The sequence below is a fragment of the Dysgonomonas sp. ZJ279 genome, assembly GCF_011039205.1.
Lineage (GTDB): Bacteria > Bacteroidota > Bacteroidia > Bacteroidales > Dysgonomonadaceae > Dysgonomonas.
Window position 1 is genome coordinate 59,977 of record NZ_JAAKEL010000013.1, and the last position, 19,058, is coordinate 79,034.

17 protein-coding genes are annotated in these 19,058 nt (G+C 36.7%); 6 read left to right on the plus strand and 11 right to left on the minus strand.

From position 1 onward, the window contains the following. Positions 1 to 3 precede the first annotated feature (3 nt). From G7Y57_RS12575 to G7Y57_RS12600, 6 genes are all read left to right on the plus strand, one after another. Complete coding sequence (locus G7Y57_RS12575) at positions 4 to 822, plus strand: glycosyltransferase family 2 protein (RefSeq protein ID WP_165024556.1); 819 nt, start codon at positions 4 to 6, stop codon at positions 820 to 822. Positions 823 to 903: 81 nt separating this feature from the next. Further along, the gene (locus G7Y57_RS12580; protein ID WP_165024558.1) at positions 904 to 2,427 is read left to right on the plus strand and encodes an ArnT family glycosyltransferase; all 1,524 of its coding nucleotides are present in this window, start codon (positions 904 to 906) and stop codon (positions 2,425 to 2,427) included. A gap of 12 nt (positions 2,428 to 2,439) precedes the next feature. After that, the gene (locus G7Y57_RS12585; RefSeq protein ID WP_165024561.1) at positions 2,440 to 3,144 is read left to right on the plus strand and encodes an SAM-dependent methyltransferase; all 705 of its coding nucleotides are present in this window, start codon (positions 2,440 to 2,442) and stop codon (positions 3,142 to 3,144) included. A 287-nt stretch (positions 3,145 to 3,431) separates the two neighbouring features. Further along, entirely contained in the window at positions 3,432 to 4,151 is a 720-nt protein-coding gene (locus G7Y57_RS12590) for a hypothetical protein (RefSeq protein WP_165024563.1), read from the plus strand. A gap of 21 nt (positions 4,152 to 4,172) precedes the next feature. Continuing rightward, on the plus strand, positions 4,173 to 4,529 hold the full coding sequence (locus G7Y57_RS12595; protein ID WP_165024566.1) for a P-II family nitrogen regulator: 357 nt from the start codon (positions 4,173 to 4,175) through the stop codon (positions 4,527 to 4,529). Between the two features lie 36 nt (positions 4,530 to 4,565). Continuing rightward, a complete protein-coding gene (locus G7Y57_RS12600; RefSeq protein WP_165024569.1) occupies positions 4,566 to 5,984 on the plus strand; it encodes an ammonium transporter in 1,419 nt (472 codons plus the stop codon). A 76-nt stretch (positions 5,985 to 6,060) separates the two neighbouring features. On the opposite strand, the gene pyrF is transcribed toward G7Y57_RS12600, so the two are convergent. From pyrF to glmM, 11 genes are all read right to left on the minus strand, one after another. Then, positions 6,061 to 6,885 (minus strand): orotidine-5'-phosphate decarboxylase, encoded by an 825-nt coding sequence (gene pyrF / locus G7Y57_RS12605; RefSeq protein WP_165024573.1) that lies wholly within the window; start codon positions 6,883 to 6,885, stop codon positions 6,061 to 6,063. A 7-nt stretch (positions 6,886 to 6,892) separates the two neighbouring features. Continuing rightward, entirely contained in the window at positions 6,893 to 8,542 is a 1,650-nt protein-coding gene (locus G7Y57_RS12610) for a YncE family protein (protein WP_165024575.1), read from the minus strand. Positions 8,543 to 8,550: 8 nt separating this feature from the next. Continuing rightward, the gene (locus tag G7Y57_RS12615) at positions 8,551 to 9,267 is read right to left on the minus strand and encodes an outer membrane beta-barrel protein (RefSeq protein ID WP_165024578.1); all 717 of its coding nucleotides are present in this window, start codon (positions 9,265 to 9,267) and stop codon (positions 8,551 to 8,553) included. 48 nt (positions 9,268 to 9,315) lie between these two features. Beyond that, the gene (gene prfA / locus G7Y57_RS12620) at positions 9,316 to 10,401 is read right to left on the minus strand and encodes a peptide chain release factor 1 (RefSeq protein ID WP_165024580.1); all 1,086 of its coding nucleotides are present in this window, start codon (positions 10,399 to 10,401) and stop codon (positions 9,316 to 9,318) included. A 155-nt stretch (positions 10,402 to 10,556) separates the two neighbouring features. After that, positions 10,557 to 11,057 (minus strand): thiol peroxidase, encoded by a 501-nt coding sequence (gene tpx / locus G7Y57_RS12625; protein WP_165024582.1) that lies wholly within the window; start codon positions 11,055 to 11,057, stop codon positions 10,557 to 10,559. Between the two features lie 102 nt (positions 11,058 to 11,159). Then, complete coding sequence (uvrA, locus tag G7Y57_RS12630) at positions 11,160 to 13,997, minus strand: excinuclease ABC subunit UvrA (protein WP_165024584.1); 2,838 nt, start codon at positions 13,995 to 13,997, stop codon at positions 11,160 to 11,162. A gap of 33 nt (positions 13,998 to 14,030) precedes the next feature. Further along, positions 14,031 to 15,008 carry a lytic transglycosylase domain-containing protein gene (locus G7Y57_RS12635; RefSeq protein WP_165024587.1) on the minus strand — a complete coding sequence of 326 codons (978 nt, stop codon included), beginning with the start codon at positions 15,006 to 15,008 and terminating at the stop codon, positions 14,031 to 14,033. Between the two features lie 88 nt (positions 15,009 to 15,096). Continuing rightward, positions 15,097 to 15,918, minus strand: a complete 822-nt coding sequence (ispE, locus tag G7Y57_RS12640) for a 4-(cytidine 5'-diphospho)-2-C-methyl-D-erythritol kinase (RefSeq protein WP_165024589.1) — start codon at positions 15,916 to 15,918, stop codon at positions 15,097 to 15,099. Between the two features lie 14 nt (positions 15,919 to 15,932). After that, positions 15,933 to 16,829 carry a diaminopimelate dehydrogenase gene (locus G7Y57_RS12645; RefSeq protein WP_165024592.1) on the minus strand — a complete coding sequence of 299 codons (897 nt, stop codon included), beginning with the start codon at positions 16,827 to 16,829 and terminating at the stop codon, positions 15,933 to 15,935. A 52-nt stretch (positions 16,830 to 16,881) separates the two neighbouring features. Beyond that, entirely contained in the window at positions 16,882 to 17,571 is a 690-nt protein-coding gene (locus tag G7Y57_RS12650) for a DUF2461 domain-containing protein (protein ID WP_165024595.1), read from the minus strand. Between the two features lie 96 nt (positions 17,572 to 17,667). Next, the gene (glmM, locus tag G7Y57_RS12655) at positions 17,668 to 19,053 is read right to left on the minus strand and encodes a phosphoglucosamine mutase (protein WP_165024597.1); all 1,386 of its coding nucleotides are present in this window, start codon (positions 19,051 to 19,053) and stop codon (positions 17,668 to 17,670) included. Between the last annotated feature and the right edge of the window lie 5 nt (positions 19,054 to 19,058).

Below are 19,058 nucleotides of genomic sequence, written 5' to 3' on the forward strand. Positions count from 1 at the left end.
GAAATGAAATTATCTATTATAACAATCAATCTCAATGACAAAGAGGGTTTACAACGAACCATCGAAAGTGTTATTTGCCAAAAATTTACCGACTATGAATTTATTGTCATAGACGGTGATTCGCAAGACGGCAGCATCGATGTAATAGATCAGTATAAAGATAAGATCGCTTATTGGGTAAGCGAAAAGGACACAGGCATATACAATGCCATGAACAAAGGTATCAGACAGGCAAAAGGTGAATATTGTCATTTTCTTAATTCGGGCGATAGGCTTGCATCTAGCGATGTACTCAGCAAGATATTCGATAATGATCCCCACGATAGCTTTATCTGTGGAAACTTTATTACAGAAAAAAATAGAGTGTTGACCAAAGAAACTCCATATAAAAACAGAGATTGGACATTCTCTCTTTACGACATATACTCGGGCGACCTATGCCATCAGGCATTCTTTATTAAAGCAGACAATTTTACCAAATATGAACTATATAATGAGAGCTTTCGGATAACTTCCGATTGGCGACTCTTTTTTATTGCAATAGGTATTCATCATGAACCTGTTAAATACAAAGATTTAGACATTGTTATATACAATATGGAAGGCTTGAGTTCCCAGATAGGTGGGAAAGTGATTTATGAGGAAAGGAGAAAAACAGCACAAGAAGTTCTGTCTCAGAGCGTAGCTGATAAGCTGAACAGATTGTATTATCTTGAACAAAATAGCTATATTACTGATATTATCAAATCCCGCAAATGGATATCTTTCGCATTCCGTATTTTCTGTAAATTGGGAAAAATACTGGGATTTGTAAAAGAATAGTTTCGAGATTTTAAATAAAAACCTTTAGCTGGAGCAATAAATAATATCTAATTTTACCAGCTATTTCAAAAAACGTGATAAATGATAAAAAAGCATACTCTCGAAAGTTTAGTAAATGATAAATCTATTTTTATCATACTATTCTTCTATACTTTTTTATTACTGTTCTTCTGCTCAAAGATGTCTCCACTCTATCCTTTCAACGATTGGTCTGACATTAATCTTTACTTCAATATCGGGAAAAGTATATTTAACGGAAAAGTACTATACACAGAAATATTTGATCATAAAGGGCCTCTGATATTTTTCATTTACGGCTTCGGCTATCTGCTCTCGAACGATTCATTTATAGGAATGTATTTCATACAGGCAATAGTCTGGTTAATCATGATTTATGCTGTTTATTTTACTTCCAGAATGTTTCTGGATAAAGTATACTCATTTATTGTCGCTCTTGCTTTTCCTGTTATTCTTCTATCACACTCACTTGATGGAGGTTCGGCTGAAGAATTTATTACTGCATTCATTGTCATCAGCCTATTCTACTTTGTCATATATTTTAAAGAGAAGAACATTGCAATACATAAGCCTTACTATATGTTTATCCACGGATTAATGTGTAGCATGGCTTTATTGATCAAACTCAATCTGGTTGTCTTCTGGATATTCCCACTTCTAGCTGTATTCATCAATATATTATTAAATAAAGAATATCGAAATCTGTGGCTAAATATCCTAGCTTTCATCGGTGGGATACTTGTTATTACTATCCCCATTTGCATATATCTTTTTATAAACGATGCGCTGACCGAATCGTATAATATCTATATACTGCTGAATAAAAGTTATGCTAAAATGAGTAGTATGAGCGATACTTTCGGATACCTTACAATCCGTTTTTATCAACGCCTGCGATTCGATCCACTCGAATTTACGATCATACTTGTCGGAGCCATTTACTTCCCTATCAGATATATTAAGAATAGAATCGGGCAAATAGGACTGATACTTTCCTTCTGGTGTTTGTACACCGTTATATTCATGTCTCCCAACTATGTTTATTACTATTCCATACCCTATTATGTATATGCTATACCGGGATTTATTGTAATTGCAGACTATTTAAGTAAATATATAACAATCAGATATGCTTGGCATATTGCCATTATCTTTGCTTTTGTCGCTCTTTGTGGAGGTATTAGCAGAAAAAATTATTTCGAATACAGCACAGATGTACTGTTAAGACGGGGTGAAGATGAAAGTCTAAGAAATCAATTTGGCCAAATAATTGAAAAAGAGAAAGATCCCACACTTCTCAATCTTGGTCTTGATAGCGGTAACGGCCTATTTACGAAACTGAATATTTTTCCTAAACATAAATATTTTATTTCGCCCAACCTCCCCTATGAAATTTATCCTCAAATGCGCGACGAACAAACAAGATATATTGAAAACAGAGAAATAGAATTTATCATACTGGCCGATTACTCATTCAACTTTGAATATTTCAGAAGCTTACCTGCTTTAAACGATAATTATACGGTAGTAGATACCTATTTGGAGGACGATTTTAAGACCTATTATCTGTACAAAAGAAACGATTAATATATAATAAACATGCAACCATCTCTTTTTCTGATACCTGTTACATTAGGAGAAACAACGATAGAAAGAGTATTACCCTCTTACAATAAGGAAATTATTCTGCAAACAAAACATTTCATTGTAGAAAATATACGTACTGCTCGCCGTTTCCTCAAAAAAGTAGATGCGTCTATCGATATCGACGAACTTACATTCTACGAGCTGAATAAACATACCAATCTTGAGCAAATAGAAACATATCTCGCCCCTATCAGCAAAGGATTTCATATCGGAATTATTTCAGAGGCAGGCTGCCCTGCCATAGCCGATCCGGGTAGCGATATAGTCGCTATAGCTCAACGCAAAAATTATAATGTAGTACCGCTTATTGGACCATCGTCTATTCTCCTATCACTTATGGCATCGGGATTTAATGGCCAGAGTTTTGCATTTCAGGGCTATCTTCCTGTCGATAGTGGCGAACGTGTAAAAAAGATAAAACAACTAGAGCACCGCATCCTAAACGAAGATCAAACTCAAATATTTATCGAAACACCTTATCGCAATTTAAAAATAGCAGAAGATCTGATTAAAAACTGTCCCTCTTCTCTTAAACTCTGTATAGCCATGAATATTACTTGTGAAGATGAGTATATCAAAACATTGCCTGTGAAGGAGTGGGCTAAAAAGCTACCTGATATGGCAAAGAAGCCGTGTATCTTCCTCTTGTATAAATAGAATCTACATTTTATTTACTTATCTATATAGGGCAGCATATTTTGTTGCCTTAAATATCTATACCTCAACCCAAAACATTTTTCCACAAAACTTCAACACAAACGAGCAAAAAGAAGTCAAATCAACAAATATTTATATGTTTTTGATTTTTATTTGAAATAAAATTGCACAAAAAGATATTTTGACATACTTTTACATCATTAAGAATCACAAAGACAGATAAAGACCATATCTAGTATCATAATATAAATAAATATACGATTTTAACATCTATAAATATTTTAATTATGAAGACATCATTACTTACGAAGTCAGTCTACTTTTCCTTATTGGCATTCTTGCCAGTACTAGCAACAGCTCAAGATAAATTAAGTGCTAATCTCGGTGCCGACCTGGTTAGCTCATATGTTTGGCGAGGAATCAAACAAGGTGGTGGCGCAAGCATTCAACCAGCCTTAAATGCCAGCTATAAAAATTTCACTTTAGGCGCATGGGGTTCAACCGACCTTGGAAATTCGGGAGCCAAAGAAATAGATTTTTATACATCTTACGAAAATTCGGGATTTAAATTTCTGATTACCGATTATTGGTGGGACAGCGAAGCTGCTTTCCGCTACTTTAGTGCACCTACAGGCGGTAACGGTCATTATCTCGAACTAACAGCAAGTTACAGTTTTGCAGAATCTTTTCCGTTAAGTGTTTCATGGAACACTTTCGTATTAGGCAAAGGAAATAAAAAAGACAATGGTAATAACTCCTATTCCACATATATAGAGTTCGCATATCCCTTTACTATCGATAATCTAGAAATGGGAATTTCTACAGGATTTACACCTTGGAGCGGTGCTGTTTATAATACCGACGGCTTTGAATTCACCTCAATACAGTTAAGTGCTCTGAAAAATATAAAGATCACTGATAAAATAACACTACCCATATTCAGTAATCTAATAGCCAACCCTGCACATGAAGACATTCATTTCGTATTTGGCATCAAAATAAATTAAGTACAATAACAATAATGAATTATGAAAAAGATTGAAGCAATTATTCGCAAAGCAAAATTTAATGAAGTTCGTAAAGCTTTACACGAAGCCGATATAGAATTCTTATCATGGTGGGATGTAAAAGGACAAGGAAGTGCCCGCCAAGGATTAATATTCAGAGGGATAGCCTATGATGTAAATGCAATCGACCGAATATTTATTTCGTTTGTTGTCAGAAATATCAACGTTGAAAAATCAATAGATGTGATACTTAAATCGGCGTATACAGGTGAAAGCGGAGATGGCAGAATCTTTGTTTCAAGTATCGAACAATCAATTCGTATTCGTACCGGTGATCATGGAGACGAATCGCTATACGACAAAGAAGATGAGAAATAGGATAATAAAGATTTAGCTAAAATAATAAAGAAGAATATGAAACCAAGAATATTAAAATATATGGCAATACTGTTATTCGCATTCTCGATAGCAGTTGCAGCCCAAGATACAACACTTGTTGTAGCCGATAGCCTTACAACCACAATAGCAGTAATAGTACCCGCAGAGGAAGTTGCAGTTGTAGAAGAAGTAGCTCAATTAGATTCGGGAAATACTGCGTGGATTATTGTAGCAACTATTCTAGTAATGATGATGACAATTCCTGGATTAGCTCTTTTTTATGGTGGTTTAGTACGTCAAAAAAACGTGTTAAGCATTATAATGCAATGCTTAGTTATTACAGGAGTGATAAGTATACTCTGGATATCATTTGGATATAGTTGGGTATTCAGCACCGCTTTTATAGAATCAGGTAATCCTTTGAGTTTTATAATGGGTGGACTAGACAAAGTATTCCTACACGGAATAACATTCAACACATTAGTGCCGGGAGCAAATATACCTGAATTACTATTTGCACTCTTCCAATGTATGTTTGCCGTTATCACACCGGCTCTAATTATCGGTGCATTTGCCGAAAGAATTAAATTCTCGGGATTCCTTGTATTTACTATCTTATGGGCTATTATCGTTTACAATCCCATGGCTCACTGGGTATGGGGCGGTGGATGGCTACAACAAATGGGAGCTATTGATTTTGCAGGAGGTACAGTAGTACATATCAACGCCGGTATTTCGGCACTCGTTATGGCAATTATGCTTGGTCGCCGAAAAGGATACAGAACTACAGGACATCCCGTTACGCCGCACAGCATACCATTGGTTTTTATCGGAACAGCACTATTGTGGGTAGGCTGGTTCGGTTTCAATGCAGGAAGCGGACTAGCTGCCGATGGCTTGGCTGCCAATGCATTCCTTGTAACACATTTCGCTACTGCTGTTGCTGCCACAGGATGGATGGCACTAGATTGGCTTATCAATAAGAAACCTACGGCAATAGGTTTTTGTACCGGAGCGGTTGCCGGATTGGTTGCCATCACTCCCGCTGCGGGAACAGTAGATGTACTAGGAGCATTTTGTATCGGTCTGATTTCAACAATAATCTGCTACTGCATGGTTGCTTATGTAAAACCAAAACTGAAATACGATGATTCATTAGATGCCTTTGGTGTACATGGAATAGGCGGTATAGTCGGATCTATTCTTACAGGCGTATTTGCAACACAAACCATCACCGGTGCAGAAGGCGTGCAAGGAGCCTTATATGGCGACTGGAATCAATTATGGACACAAGTTATTGCTACCGGAGCTTCAATAGCATATAGTGCAATACTAACTATCATACTATTCTTTATTGTTAACAAAACGATCGGACTTAGAGTTACTAAGGATGACGAATCTATCGGTCTGGATATTTCACAACACGGTGAAATTGCTTACAGCGAAGATGAATAAATCGTATTCTTCTATCATTTAAACACGAAAAGCGAGAGGCATAAACCTCTCGCTTTTATTATAATGTAAAAAATGATTATAGTAATTTTTCTAAATATCCTGCCATTTCTTCTTGAAGTTTTTTAGCCTCAGCCGCTGCGGCATAAGTAAACTCAAGCGTATTATCTGCATAAATAATACCGCGAGAAGAATTTACCAACAGTCCACATTGGTCATTCATTCCGTATTTCACAACCTCAGCTAAACTTCCGCCTTGCGCTCCTACTCCCGGAACTAATAAAAAATGATTTGGAGCATGTTTTCGAATATCAGCAAACATTTCACCTCGAGTAGCACCAACCACAAACATCAACTGCTCATCGGTAGCCCACTCTTGCGACTTCTTCAAAACTTTCTCGAACAGGCGCTCACCATTAGCATCTTCTATTAGTTGAAAATCTTGTGAACCCTTGTTTGATGTCAATGCGAGCAGGATAATCCATTTATTCGGGTATTTAAGAAAAGGCTTAACGCTGTCTTCTCCCATATAAGGAGCAACAGTAACAGCACTTGCCTTAAGATGTTCAAATGCAGAGACTGCATACATTTCTGATGTATTACCAATATCTCCGCGTTTTGCGTCTAGAATAATAAATTGATCCGGATACTTAGTACGAATATATTCTATTGTTTTTTCTAATGCAAGAATACCCTTAATACCTAAACTTTCATAAAAAGCAGTATTCGGTTTATAAGCCACGCAGTATTTTGCAGTGGCATCTATTATCCCTTTATTAAATGCATAAATAGGATCTTCTTCCTCTAATAAATGGGCCGGTATTTTTTTAATATCTGAATCCAGTCCTACACATAGGAAAGACTTTTTCTTCTTTATATTTTCGAATAATTCTTGCTTAGTCATTTTATTATTATTTAATCGTTTCTATACTCCATGTATTATAATCTCCATTTGTATCCGAAGATATAATATTACGAAGCAAATATAGCTCATTACCCTTTTTATTACTAAATATATAATAAGGTTTTACTTCAAACATATTTTTAATACCATTAATAGTTGCATAATATTCATTATTATAAGCTATTGTTTTCTTCAAATAGTAGCTTCCTGCATCATAACATTTCACACTAGACGAACTGTAATAATCACTTATCGTATAAATAGAGTTAGCACTAGCATTATGCTCTAGGTACATGATATTTTCTGCTCCATCAAGTTTACCTAATTCGAACATTGGAGAAGAGGACGAAGTAGGAGTCCTAAATATTCTACCATTACTCCCAATCAAAAAACTTCCGTCTTCAGTAATCCATAATTTGGAACCAAAGCTTGAATACCAATAATTTGTTTCTCCTTCTTGTCCACTTGAAATATCTATTAGCTTAAATCCTCCATATTGATTTGCAACAATAAGTGATGGCTTTCCTTTAATCTTCATAAATTCATCATTCGCATTCAGATTACTATTAGTTGACAAACCAATAGTATTAGTTTGTAAATTGTAAGCATAATAACCATAAAAAGAGTCTGATGCTTTTACTGTCATATAACACCAATTATTTTCACCATAAGCAATATCGTGAACATTAAAATCCACATTAGCCGATTTTGTTATCTTTTTATTTTTTATATCTATAACAGTCATCAAAGCGCTATATCCTACATATGCCGATTTACCATCCTCCGATAAGACAGCACAATTCGGAGACTTAGGTAAAGCCAGTTTAGTCATGGATTTTGTCGTCGGATTATATACTATCATCGTATTTGGATTTTGAGTGAAAATATATAACTCATCATTTATCTTAGAGTATTTAGCACTCATCACCCGACCTTCTATACCCAATACATTTTCAGGATTTACAGTTGCTCGTATAGTCATTTTTACTTTTATTGTGACTATTGAGTCATTTTTATCATTATTTCTAATAATAATATCCCCTTCATAATCGCCCGCAGGTAAATCTCCTCGTTGACATATAGCATAAATAGTACTATAATCATATGTTTGGATCAATCCAGAACTATTCGATACATTTATCCATTCTGGAACAGAATCTATTTCCCATTTCAAGAGACCATCTGATGTATTATTTTTAATATTAAATTGCATATAATCTCCTGATTTTCCAAAATCCAACAGATTATCACTCACCGTTATCTTAGGATTTCCATAATTTCCATAAAACACAGAAACAGACACTAAGCCTAATCCATCAACCTGCAATTCAATAGTTCCTAACTCTATAACACCAAATTGTCCCAATAAATCGGTATCATCAACCTCGTATTTTATAATAGCTATACCATTCTCGACAGATCCTGTGAAAGAATCGAAAGCCATATTTGATGGGAAAGATTTTATTTCATATGACGAGTTAGTTTTTCCATCCAAAATTATTTTAGCTGTATTAGTAGTAGACTTTTCTAAAAATAATTCTATAGTTTTTGCCGGTGGCTTAATTTTGTCATTATTCTCATCCAAAAAATCACTACTACAACCTGTAGTAAATAAAACAGCACATAAAACTGTTATAACAATATATATATTTTTCATAGTTCAGATTATTTATAAAAACGAATAGCAAATAGTACACCCAAATGAGTCATATTTATTCTTGATTCATCATAAAGTTTTATATTCTCACTTGAATAGCTGTCATCAACTGTAACTTTACCAACTACACCTGATAATACTTCTCCACTTACTCCTATAGCCCAGTTTTTCGTTAAAAAATACTCTATACCAAGCTCACCATTAAAACCCAATGTGCTTCCTGTCAAAAGTAAATTCATATCAGACTTAACCTGATTTCTATAATGTAAATACCCTACAGCCACCTGGCCTGTCAACTGAAATTTCTTATTATTTGTAATGTAATTTTGCATGTAAAACGAAGGTCCTACAAAATTATAGTACAATTGTTCTTTCATATTTACTCTTTCCAGATTACCATCATAGTTATAATCGACTATCAATCCATTTTTCTCAGCATTAGAAGTAAAGAAATTATACTTTAGCCCCACTCCCATTTTAGGTTTAAATAGATATACGACATTAGCAGTAGCCATTTGCCCTTTCTTTAAATCACTGTAATAGTCTTTTGCAATATCACTTGGCACACCCATGTCTATTAATTCTCGCTCTGAACTTTTCGAACTTGCAGTCAGAAAAGAAAATCCTCCGGACACACCAAATTTCCATTTAGGAACAGATGTCTCTTGCGATGATGCGCTAAGATATAGCATAATTGATAAGGCCATTAAAATTAGCTTCTTCATAGTTTAAGTAATTGTTAAATTAGTTTTAGTTAGGTAGATTCTTATTTATTATAATTCACTCTCTTTCAAACGTTCTGTGTTTTCAACTATTATCAATTGATCTATTATAGATTGAATATCACCGTCCATAATAGCTGATAAATTATACAATGTAAGGTTGATACGATGATCGGTAACCCGACCTTGAGGATAGTTATATGTTCTGATTTTGGCAGAGCGGTCTCCTGTCGAAACCATTGTTTTACGTTTAGAAGCTACCTCATCCAAATATTTTTGGTATTCCATATTATAGATACGGCTACGTAACTCGACCATAGCTTTAGCCTTATTTTTCAACTGTGATTTTTCATCCTGACATTGAACTACAACCCCTGTAGGTATATGTACCAGACGTATCGCAGAATAAGTTGTATTTACCGATTGTCCACCGTTTCCTGATGCACAAAAAGTATCAACCCGAATATCCGATTCTTTTATTTCCACATCAAATTCTTCGGCCTCAGGCAAAACTGCAACAGTAGCAGCAGATGTATGTACACGACCTTGTGTTTCTGTAGCAGGAACACGCTGTACACGATGAACACCCGATTCGTATTTTAATATACCATAAACTCCTTCACCTGCTACGGTAAATATTATCTCTTTAAATCCACCCGAAGTACCTTCGGTAAGACTTGTTATTTCAGTTTTCCAACCTTTCGATTCGCAGTATTTAGTGTACATACGATAAAGATCACCTGCAAAAATCGCAGCCTCATCACCACCTGTACCACCTCTAATCTCAACAATAGCATTTTTAGCATCTTCCGGATCGGCAGGAACAAGCAGCAGTTTTATCTCTTCTTCTAATACAGGTAATCGACTATTAGATTCCTCCAGTTCTTCTTTCGCAATCTCTCTTAGTTCCGGATCACTTTCTGCGTCCAGAATTTGTTTTGCTTCAGCTATATTTGATAAGACTTGCTGATACTCTTTACGAGCATTAGCAATCTTCTCCAGATCGCGATATTCTTTAGTCAACTTGACATACCGTTTCATATCACTAATAATATTAGGATCAGTAATTAGTTTCCCAATCTCTTCGAAACGGATTACTAAAACATCAAGTTTTTCTAATAAAGATAATTGAGTCATTCTGTATAGTTAGTCTCTAAATTTTATTCGAGTGCAAATGTAAGGAAAAAGGTTAATATAAACCGCAAAGGCAAAAGCAGAAGTGGAAAAATAAAAAAAAGAAAGCCCGCGAAATCCTTCGCAGACTTTCCAACCTTAACACAAACTTTACAAAACTACACAATAGAGTTGATTGCAGTCTGATAATCCGGTTCAACCGTAGTCTCAGGAACCAACTCTGTGTACGATATATTTCCTTCGGGATTAACAACTACCACTGAGCGAGCCAAAAGACCTTTCAATGGACCATCGATTGTTAATACACCATAATTTTTAGCAAATTCAGGATTTCTGAATACAGAAACTGGAATCACATTTTCAATTCCTTCTGTTGTACAGAAACGTCCACTAGCAAAAGGCAAATCAGCCGATACTGCTAGAATAACAGTGTTAGATAAACCAGCAGCCTCTTTATTGAATCTTCTAACAGAAGAAGCACACACTCCGGTATCTAAGCTTGGGAAAATATTCAGAACAACATATTTACCTTTCAAATCTGCAAGAGATAATTCAGATAAATCATTCTTCACTAACGTAAATGCAGGAGCAACTGTACCCACTTTAGGTAAGTCTCCGCTTGTATTTACATTTGCACCTTTGAATGTTATTGTTGCCATATCATTTTCATTATTACATTACAAATATAGTGTTTCTTTTCGTCAGAGCAATACTTTGAAGCTTTTTTCCACAATAAATTCACACTTTTTTACATTAGCTTTTTAGTCGAACTCTTTAGCGAGATATTCAGCTGTAAAACTACCCTTCACTTTGATTATATCTTCAGGCTTCCCTCTAGCAATAAGGGTTCCACCCCCAGCCCCACCATCTGGACCCATATCTATAATATAATCAGCACTTTTAATTATATCCTGATTATGTTCTATCACAATTACAGTATTACCTCTGTCTACCAATTTATTCAAAACACCGAGCAAAACCCTGATATCTTCGAAGTGGAGTCCGGTAGTCGGCTCATCGAGTATATATATAGTATTTCCTGTATCTATACGGGCTAATTCTGTCGCAAGTTTCACTCTTTGGGACTCTCCTCCTGATAAAGTAGTAGATGGCTGCCCCAATTTTATATAGCCAAGCCCTACTTCTTGCAGTACTCTTATCTTATTTAATATTACCGGAACGTTTTCAAAAAACTCGACCGCCATATTAATAGTCATATCCAATACATCAGCAATAGATTTTCCTTTGAAACGGACTTCGAGTGTTTCCCTATTATAACGTTTACCATGACATTCCTCACAAGGAACAAAAACATCCGGTAAAAAATTCATACCTATCACCTTGTAGCCATTCCCTCCGCATACTTCGCAACGCCCTTCTTTTACATTAAAAGAAAAACGTCCCGGTTTATACCCTCTAATTTTCGATTCCGGCAGATTAACAAACAAATTTCTTATATCTGAAAATACACCTGTATATGTAGCCGGATTAGAACGAGGCGTACGACCGATTGGCGATTGATCGACACTTATTACTTTATCAACGTTGTCAATCCCCTCTATTGTTTTATAGGGCAATGGATCAGCTAATGACTTATATAAATGCTGACTCAATATCGGTTGCAATGTCGCATTTATCAAACTTGATTTTCCACTACCCGATACCCCTGTCACACAAATAAATGTGTTAAGAGGAAAACTGGCTGTCACATTCTTTAGGTTATGACCTGTAGCTCCCTTAAGTGTTATCTTTTTGCCGTTTCCTGTTCTTCTTTTCTTGGGAATTTCTATTTCCTGTCTTCCATTCAGATAATCGGATGTAAGCGTATTGGCTTTAAGCATTTCCGCCGGAGTGCCCGAGAACACGACTTTACCTCCTCTACGCCCGGCATACGGTCCCATATCAACAACATAGTCTGCTTCAAGCATAATTTCTTTATCATGCTCTACTACCACAACAGAGTTCCCTGTATCACGTAATTTCTTTAACGAATCTATTAATCGAGTATTATCACGCTGATGCAGACCAATACTTGGCTCATCTAATATATACAGGACATTTACCAGCTGCGAGCCTATTTGAGTAGCTAAACGTATGCGTTGGCTTTCCCCTCCTGACAGTGTTACTGATGATCTATTCAACGAAAGATAATTTAACCCGACATCCAACAAGAAAGTAAGACGAGACAGAATTTCTTTTTTTACTTCCGAAGCAATGGCTGCCTGTCTGCCAGATATATGTTTATCAACGTCCTGTATCCAATTATACAGTTCCTGAATATCCATATTGGCAAGTTCAGCTATATTCTTTCCATTAAGCCTATAGTGAAGCGCTTCTTTGTTTAATCGCTGCCCATCACAATCAGGGCAGGTTCCGGTCTTTACAAACTGCTCCGCCCACTTTTGAGCCGAAGCCGAGGCTTCGCTCTCCTGCTGCATAGATATATACTTTGCAACACCTTCGAAAGCCATTGTATAATTTGATGCACCTCCAAGAGATTCATTCTTAATCTGCAATTGCTCGTCAGTACCGAACATTATGTCATTCATCGCCTCTTCGGGAATATCCTTGATCGGCGTTTTAATCGTAACTCCATACTTTTCACAAATAGCTTCTATCTGCCAAAAAAACAAATAGTTCTTATATTTGCCCAATGGTGTTATACCGCCGGCATAGATACTCAACTGAGGCTTCGGTACAATCTTATCCATATCGATCTGATTGATGACCCCAAGGCCTTTACATCGAGAGCATGCTCCATAAGGCGAATTGAACGAGAACGTATTTGGCGCAGGCTCGCTATACGACAAACCTGTAGACGGACACATCAACTGACGACTAAAATGACGTACCTCTTCGGTTTCTACGTCTTCAATCAGAATAAGACCATCCCCCTGCTTCATTGCTACACGGAGGCTTTTCTTTAGATTGTCGACATGTTTATTCGATACAACCATTTTATCGATAAGCACTTCGATATTATGAATTTTATATCGATCGACACGCATACCCGGAAGTATTTCGCGGATAACGCCATCGACACGAACAGTAAGATACCCCTTCTTGCTTATTTGCTCAAACAACTCCTTGTAGTGGCCTTTACGGCTACGAACAACAGGAGCCAGTAAATATATTTTCTTTCCAATATACCTCTCCAGAATAAGTTCCAGAATCTGATCTTCGGTATATTTCACCATTTTCTCTCCGGTGAGATATGAATATGCTTCTCCGGCACGTGCATAAAGCAAACGCAGGAAGTCATATATTTCAGTAGTAGTTCCCACTGTAGAACGGGGATTACGATTGGTTGTTTTTTGTTCTATAGATATAACAGGACTGAGTCCTGTTATTTTATCAACATCAGGACGCTCCATTCCGCCCAAGAAACTACGGGCATAAGCTGAAAATGTTTCTATATATCGGCGTTGACCTTCTGCAAAAATTGTATCAAAGGCTAATGATGATTTGCCACTACCACTCAAGCCGGTGATAACGACCAATGAATCACGAGGAATTTCTACATCAATATTTTTTAAGTTGTGAACACGTGCACCATACACGTTTATTTTCTCTTTTTCCTCTACTTGTTCTGTTTCCATTTAATAAAAAGACGTGCTTTATATTACTAGTTATCAATCTTGTGTAATCCAATTCTTATCATGAACTTTCACCTGATCGCCTTTTTTGTAATAAAGGGATTGCTGGCTAGGTATAAGAATTGTATATGATCTTTGGCTTTTAGGCGAAATCGTCAGTTTCCTGTCGCGAAGCCACGAATTAAAATCTTTCAATTGTGCGTAAGTAAGTCCGTTATCTTTAGCAAAAGCTGCTAAATCGGGAATAGATTCTGTTATCTCAACCGATTTAAACTCCATTGGTTTATATAGCTGATTTGCCGTTAATACAAAACCATATTTGTAGGGACTCTCAAAAAGTTGTTTTATAGCTAACATACGGAAATAATAACGCGATGTTTCATCCACAAGCCAAAGATCTAAACCATCTTCTACTTGTTGTTTATCCAATTCGCCACTAATTCGCCCTTGCCCTGCATTGTAAGAGAGAGCTACGCTAGCCCAACTACCGTATTTGTTATATGCCTGTTTGAAGTATTTACAAGCTGCTTCGGTTGACTTCTCGACCGAGTATCTCTCATCAACCTCCGAACCTACTTCCAGCCCATACGATGGTGCTGTCTTAGGCATAAACTGCCATAGCCCTGCCGCTCCAGCAGATGATACCGCACGATGATTCAAACTACTTTCTATAACAGCCAGATATTTAAAATCTTCTGGTATTCCATTTGCTTTAAGGATAGGTTCGATAATTGGAAAATAACGATTTGCTTTCTTTATTAACAACATTGTTGTCGAATGCAAATAAGTGAATCCGTTTATCTCTCTATCGTAGCGCTCATGCAGATCATATCTGTCCAAATCAAGATCTTCGCCTGCAAACGATACTTTATGAGGTACATCTATCGATTTTGTCATCGACAAAACATAAGGTGTCTTTGTTTCAACTTCTACTTTGCTGTTATTTGACAAGAGAAAGACAGCTAACACACAGATACAAACACCCGGTATAATGAACAATGCTATTTTTTTCATAAAATAAAATTATTAAACCGCATCTCCAATAGATACATCTATCAAAGATACGGCTTTTATTTCGTAAAATAAAGATACCGACAAGAACTTACATACCCTTTCCAACCCAGATATTACAGTCTGGATAAAGCGTTTGAAGGGCTTTAACGTCTTCGTTAAATATTCCAAAAACGGAAGAGCCTGATCCTGTCATAGATGCATACAAAGCACCATGTTTATACATTGTTTCTTTTATCTCATTGATTAGAGGATATTTAGCAACAACACTTTTCTCAAAATCGTTTATCATCAAGTCCCTCCATTCTGTCATGGGTTTCTTTATTATCTCTTTAAGAGACATACTCGGTTGCAAAGGCTTTATTTGAGCAAAAGCATCTTTTGTAGATACATGAATATCCGGTTTAATCAATATAAACGTATAATCTTTAAGACATAACTCCACGTCTTCGAAAACCTCTCCTATCCCAGTTGCAAACATCGGTCGATTGTAAATAAAGAACGGACAATCAGCCCCTAATTGAACAGCAATATTAGCTAGTTCTTTATCAGAAGCTCCAAGATCGAAAGTCTTATTTATCAACTTCAACATAAAAGAAGCATCAGCCGACCCCCCGCCTAAGCCGGCTCCAAAGGGTATTTTCTTAAGTAAATGAACTTCCAACGAAGGAAATTCATATTTGCTTCGCATCAACTTAAGCGCCTTCATTACCAGATTACTTTCCGGTGCAGCATCAACTTTAATACCTGCTTCGATAAAAGTATCTTCTGACTGATCTTCTTTAACAATAATCTCTAAAGCATCTTTTATTGCAATAGGATAAAAAACTGTTTCGAGATTATGATAACCGTCATCTCGCTTAGATACAATATTTAATCCGAGATTTATTTTTGCATTAGGGAAACAAATCATATATGATCTTTATTTTATACAAGCTTTTTAATCAAAGCTTCTTTATCACCATAAATATAGTCGATAACAGGAACTTCGATCATTGTATACGCTCCCGGTCTTTGCTTCATAGCAGCACGTGCCGAAGCTACGAGTACCTGAGCTGTGAGAGCAGGATTATTGATTTTCATATTAAAGTCTAAAAGTTGATTTTGGGTAGTACCCGAAACTCCTTTGCGCACCATATTTACACCGTGTCCCATATCCTTAAGATCATCAACACAATCTACTTGTTTCACATGTGTTTCGTCGTTAACAAAATAATCGTCAGATTTAATTGCTGCCGCAACCTCTTCAAAATTATAACCACTTTCAACTTCGATATACACCATACGGCGATGAATACTTGTTCCTAAAGGAATAGTCATAGACAATGCCGCTTTCACTCCTTTTATTGCTTTTACAGCTACTGTATGACCCATGCTCATACCCGGACCAAAGTTAGTATAAGTTACACCCTTAGGTGCCATAAATTCCATCATTGAACGTACCATCGAATCTGTTCCCGGATCCCAGCCTGCCGAGATTATAGAAACAGTATTGTTTGCCACAGCAACAGCATTTAATTCTTTGCGAAGATTTACGATACCACCGTGAATATCATAACTATCAACAGTATTGATACCTGCTGTTAAACATTCTTTAGCGTAAGTCTCTACGCTACGTGTCGGCGTACAGAGTATTGCTACGTCTACATCGCTCAGTTCGGCAACTGTTTTTACTACCGTGTATTTACTTATTTCTTCAGGAATATTAGCAGGATCACGACGAACAATACCTGCTACTTCAAAATCGGGAGACGCTACTATTGCATCTAAAACGTATTTACCAATGTTGCCATACCCAACGATGGCTGCTCTAAGCTTCTTCATTCTATTTTTGTTTTGTCTATTATTTATTAAAAGGTCGGAAACCTTAATTATTTTATTCAGGTTGACTTTCTTTAAAGAAATTATATAACCATTCAAGGGCTACAAAATCTTCCTGTATCTGTTCGGCGAATTTAGCAGAAAACACCTCATTTCCTATCGGTCTTTGTTTAGCAACCCAAACACTTTTCTTTTGCATCCATGGCTGATAATATTCTGACAGATCGTTTGGTATTTGCCTTTTATAGTCTTCGCCCATTATGCTAAAACCTCTGTCCAAAACGGTCTTTTGAGTAACCTCCTTAAATTCAGCAGCATTATATTTTATATTATCTTTAAAGTCGTCCATAATTTTCTTCTTAGCCATATATAGCCCCATACCGCAGAGATAGCCTTCGTCGCTAAGTTCCATAAAATATCCGGGATAATTCTGCCAATCGCCTGCGGCTACCGGTATCTGAAACGTCATCCAAAGACATGTTTTGTATGGATCTTTATTTTTTGAAAAACGCACGTCTCGATAAATACGAGATACTACTCTATGAGGACGCAGTTCGAATTGCGGGTCTATATTATGCATGGCAGGCGATAGGCTCACCACAAGGCTTTTGAAGGGATTCAACAGTTCGCGTTCATAAACATCACGATGCTCTTCAAACCATTCTTTATAATTATTTTCTTTCAAGCCCTGAAGGAACTGAATTGTCGCAGGTGTGAAACCGTTGAATGCTGCAAGATCTGCCATAATCGTCTCTGATTTATTTAAAACAAAAAAATAGGATAACAAATCTATAAATAAAATGATTGTTATCCTACTGTTTTCATATCTGGTTTTACCCTGTTATTTTGCCAGCTGTTTGATTACAGCCATTATTTCACCTCCTATTTCTTCAGCCTCTTTCATTGTATGAGCTTCAGAATAAACACGAATAATAGGTTCTGTATTCGACTTACGCAAATGCACCCATTTATCAGGAAAATCGATCTTCACACCATCGATATCAGTAACCTCTTCCGATGAAAATTTCTCTTTCACTGCCGCCAAAATAGCATCTACATCTATCTCGGGCGTTAGTTCTACCTTTTGTTTTGCTATATAATATTGCGGATAACTTGCACGTATTTCGCTTACAGTCTTTTTCTCTTTAGCCAAATGACTTAAAAACAATGCGATGCCAACTAAAGAATCACGGCCATAATGGCTCGACGGGTAAATAATACCTCCATTGCCTTCTCCTCCGATTACTGCGTTTGTCGCTTTCATCTTAGCAGTAACATTTACTTCTCCTACTGCCGACGGGCTGTATTCACATCCATACTTACGTGTTACATCGCGTAAAGCACGGCTCGAACTTAAATTAGATACGGTATTACCGGGTGTATGTTTCAATACATAATCGGCCACTGCCACAAGTGTATATTCTTCACCAAACATTTCTCCATTTTCACAGATGATCGCCAAGCGGTCAACATCCGGGTCGACAACGAAACCAACATTAGAATCTGTTGTCTTCATCATTACCGAAATATCTTCCAGATGCTCAGGTAGCGGTTCCGGATTGTGAGGAAAATCTCCATTTGGCGTGCAATATAATTCATTTATTTTTGTCACGCCTAAAGCATTTAGCAAACGAGGGAGAACTATTCCTCCAACTGAATTCACACAATCGATAGCCACCTCAAAATCAGCAGCTTTTATAGCTTCTACATCAACTAACTCTAGATCGAGTACAGCCTGTATATGTTTGTCTGTATAATCTTTTTCTACAACTTTGCCTAAATGGTCTACATTCGCAAAATCAAAATCTTCGGCTTCGGCCATACGAAGTATCTCTTCGCCTTCTTTTGCATTAAGAAATTCGCCGTTTGCATTCAAAAGTTTCAACGCATTCCATTGGCGTGGGTTATGACTAGCAGTAAGAATAATCCCACCACTGGCATTCTCCATTGTTACAGCCAGTTCGGTAGTAGGGGTTGTCGCTAGGCCGATATTCACCACATCAAAACCAGCACCCATAAGAGTACCTACAACCAACTGCTCCATCATTTTACCCGAAATACGAGCATCACGACCAACAACAATTTTGTTCGAATCAGTTTGTTTATTCCGTTGAATAAAAGAGGCATAAGCCGATACAAATTTAACTGTATCTAAAGGATTCAAGCCTTCGCCTACTTTACCTCCGATTGTACCTCTGATACCAGAAATCGATTTTATAAGTGCCATTTCAA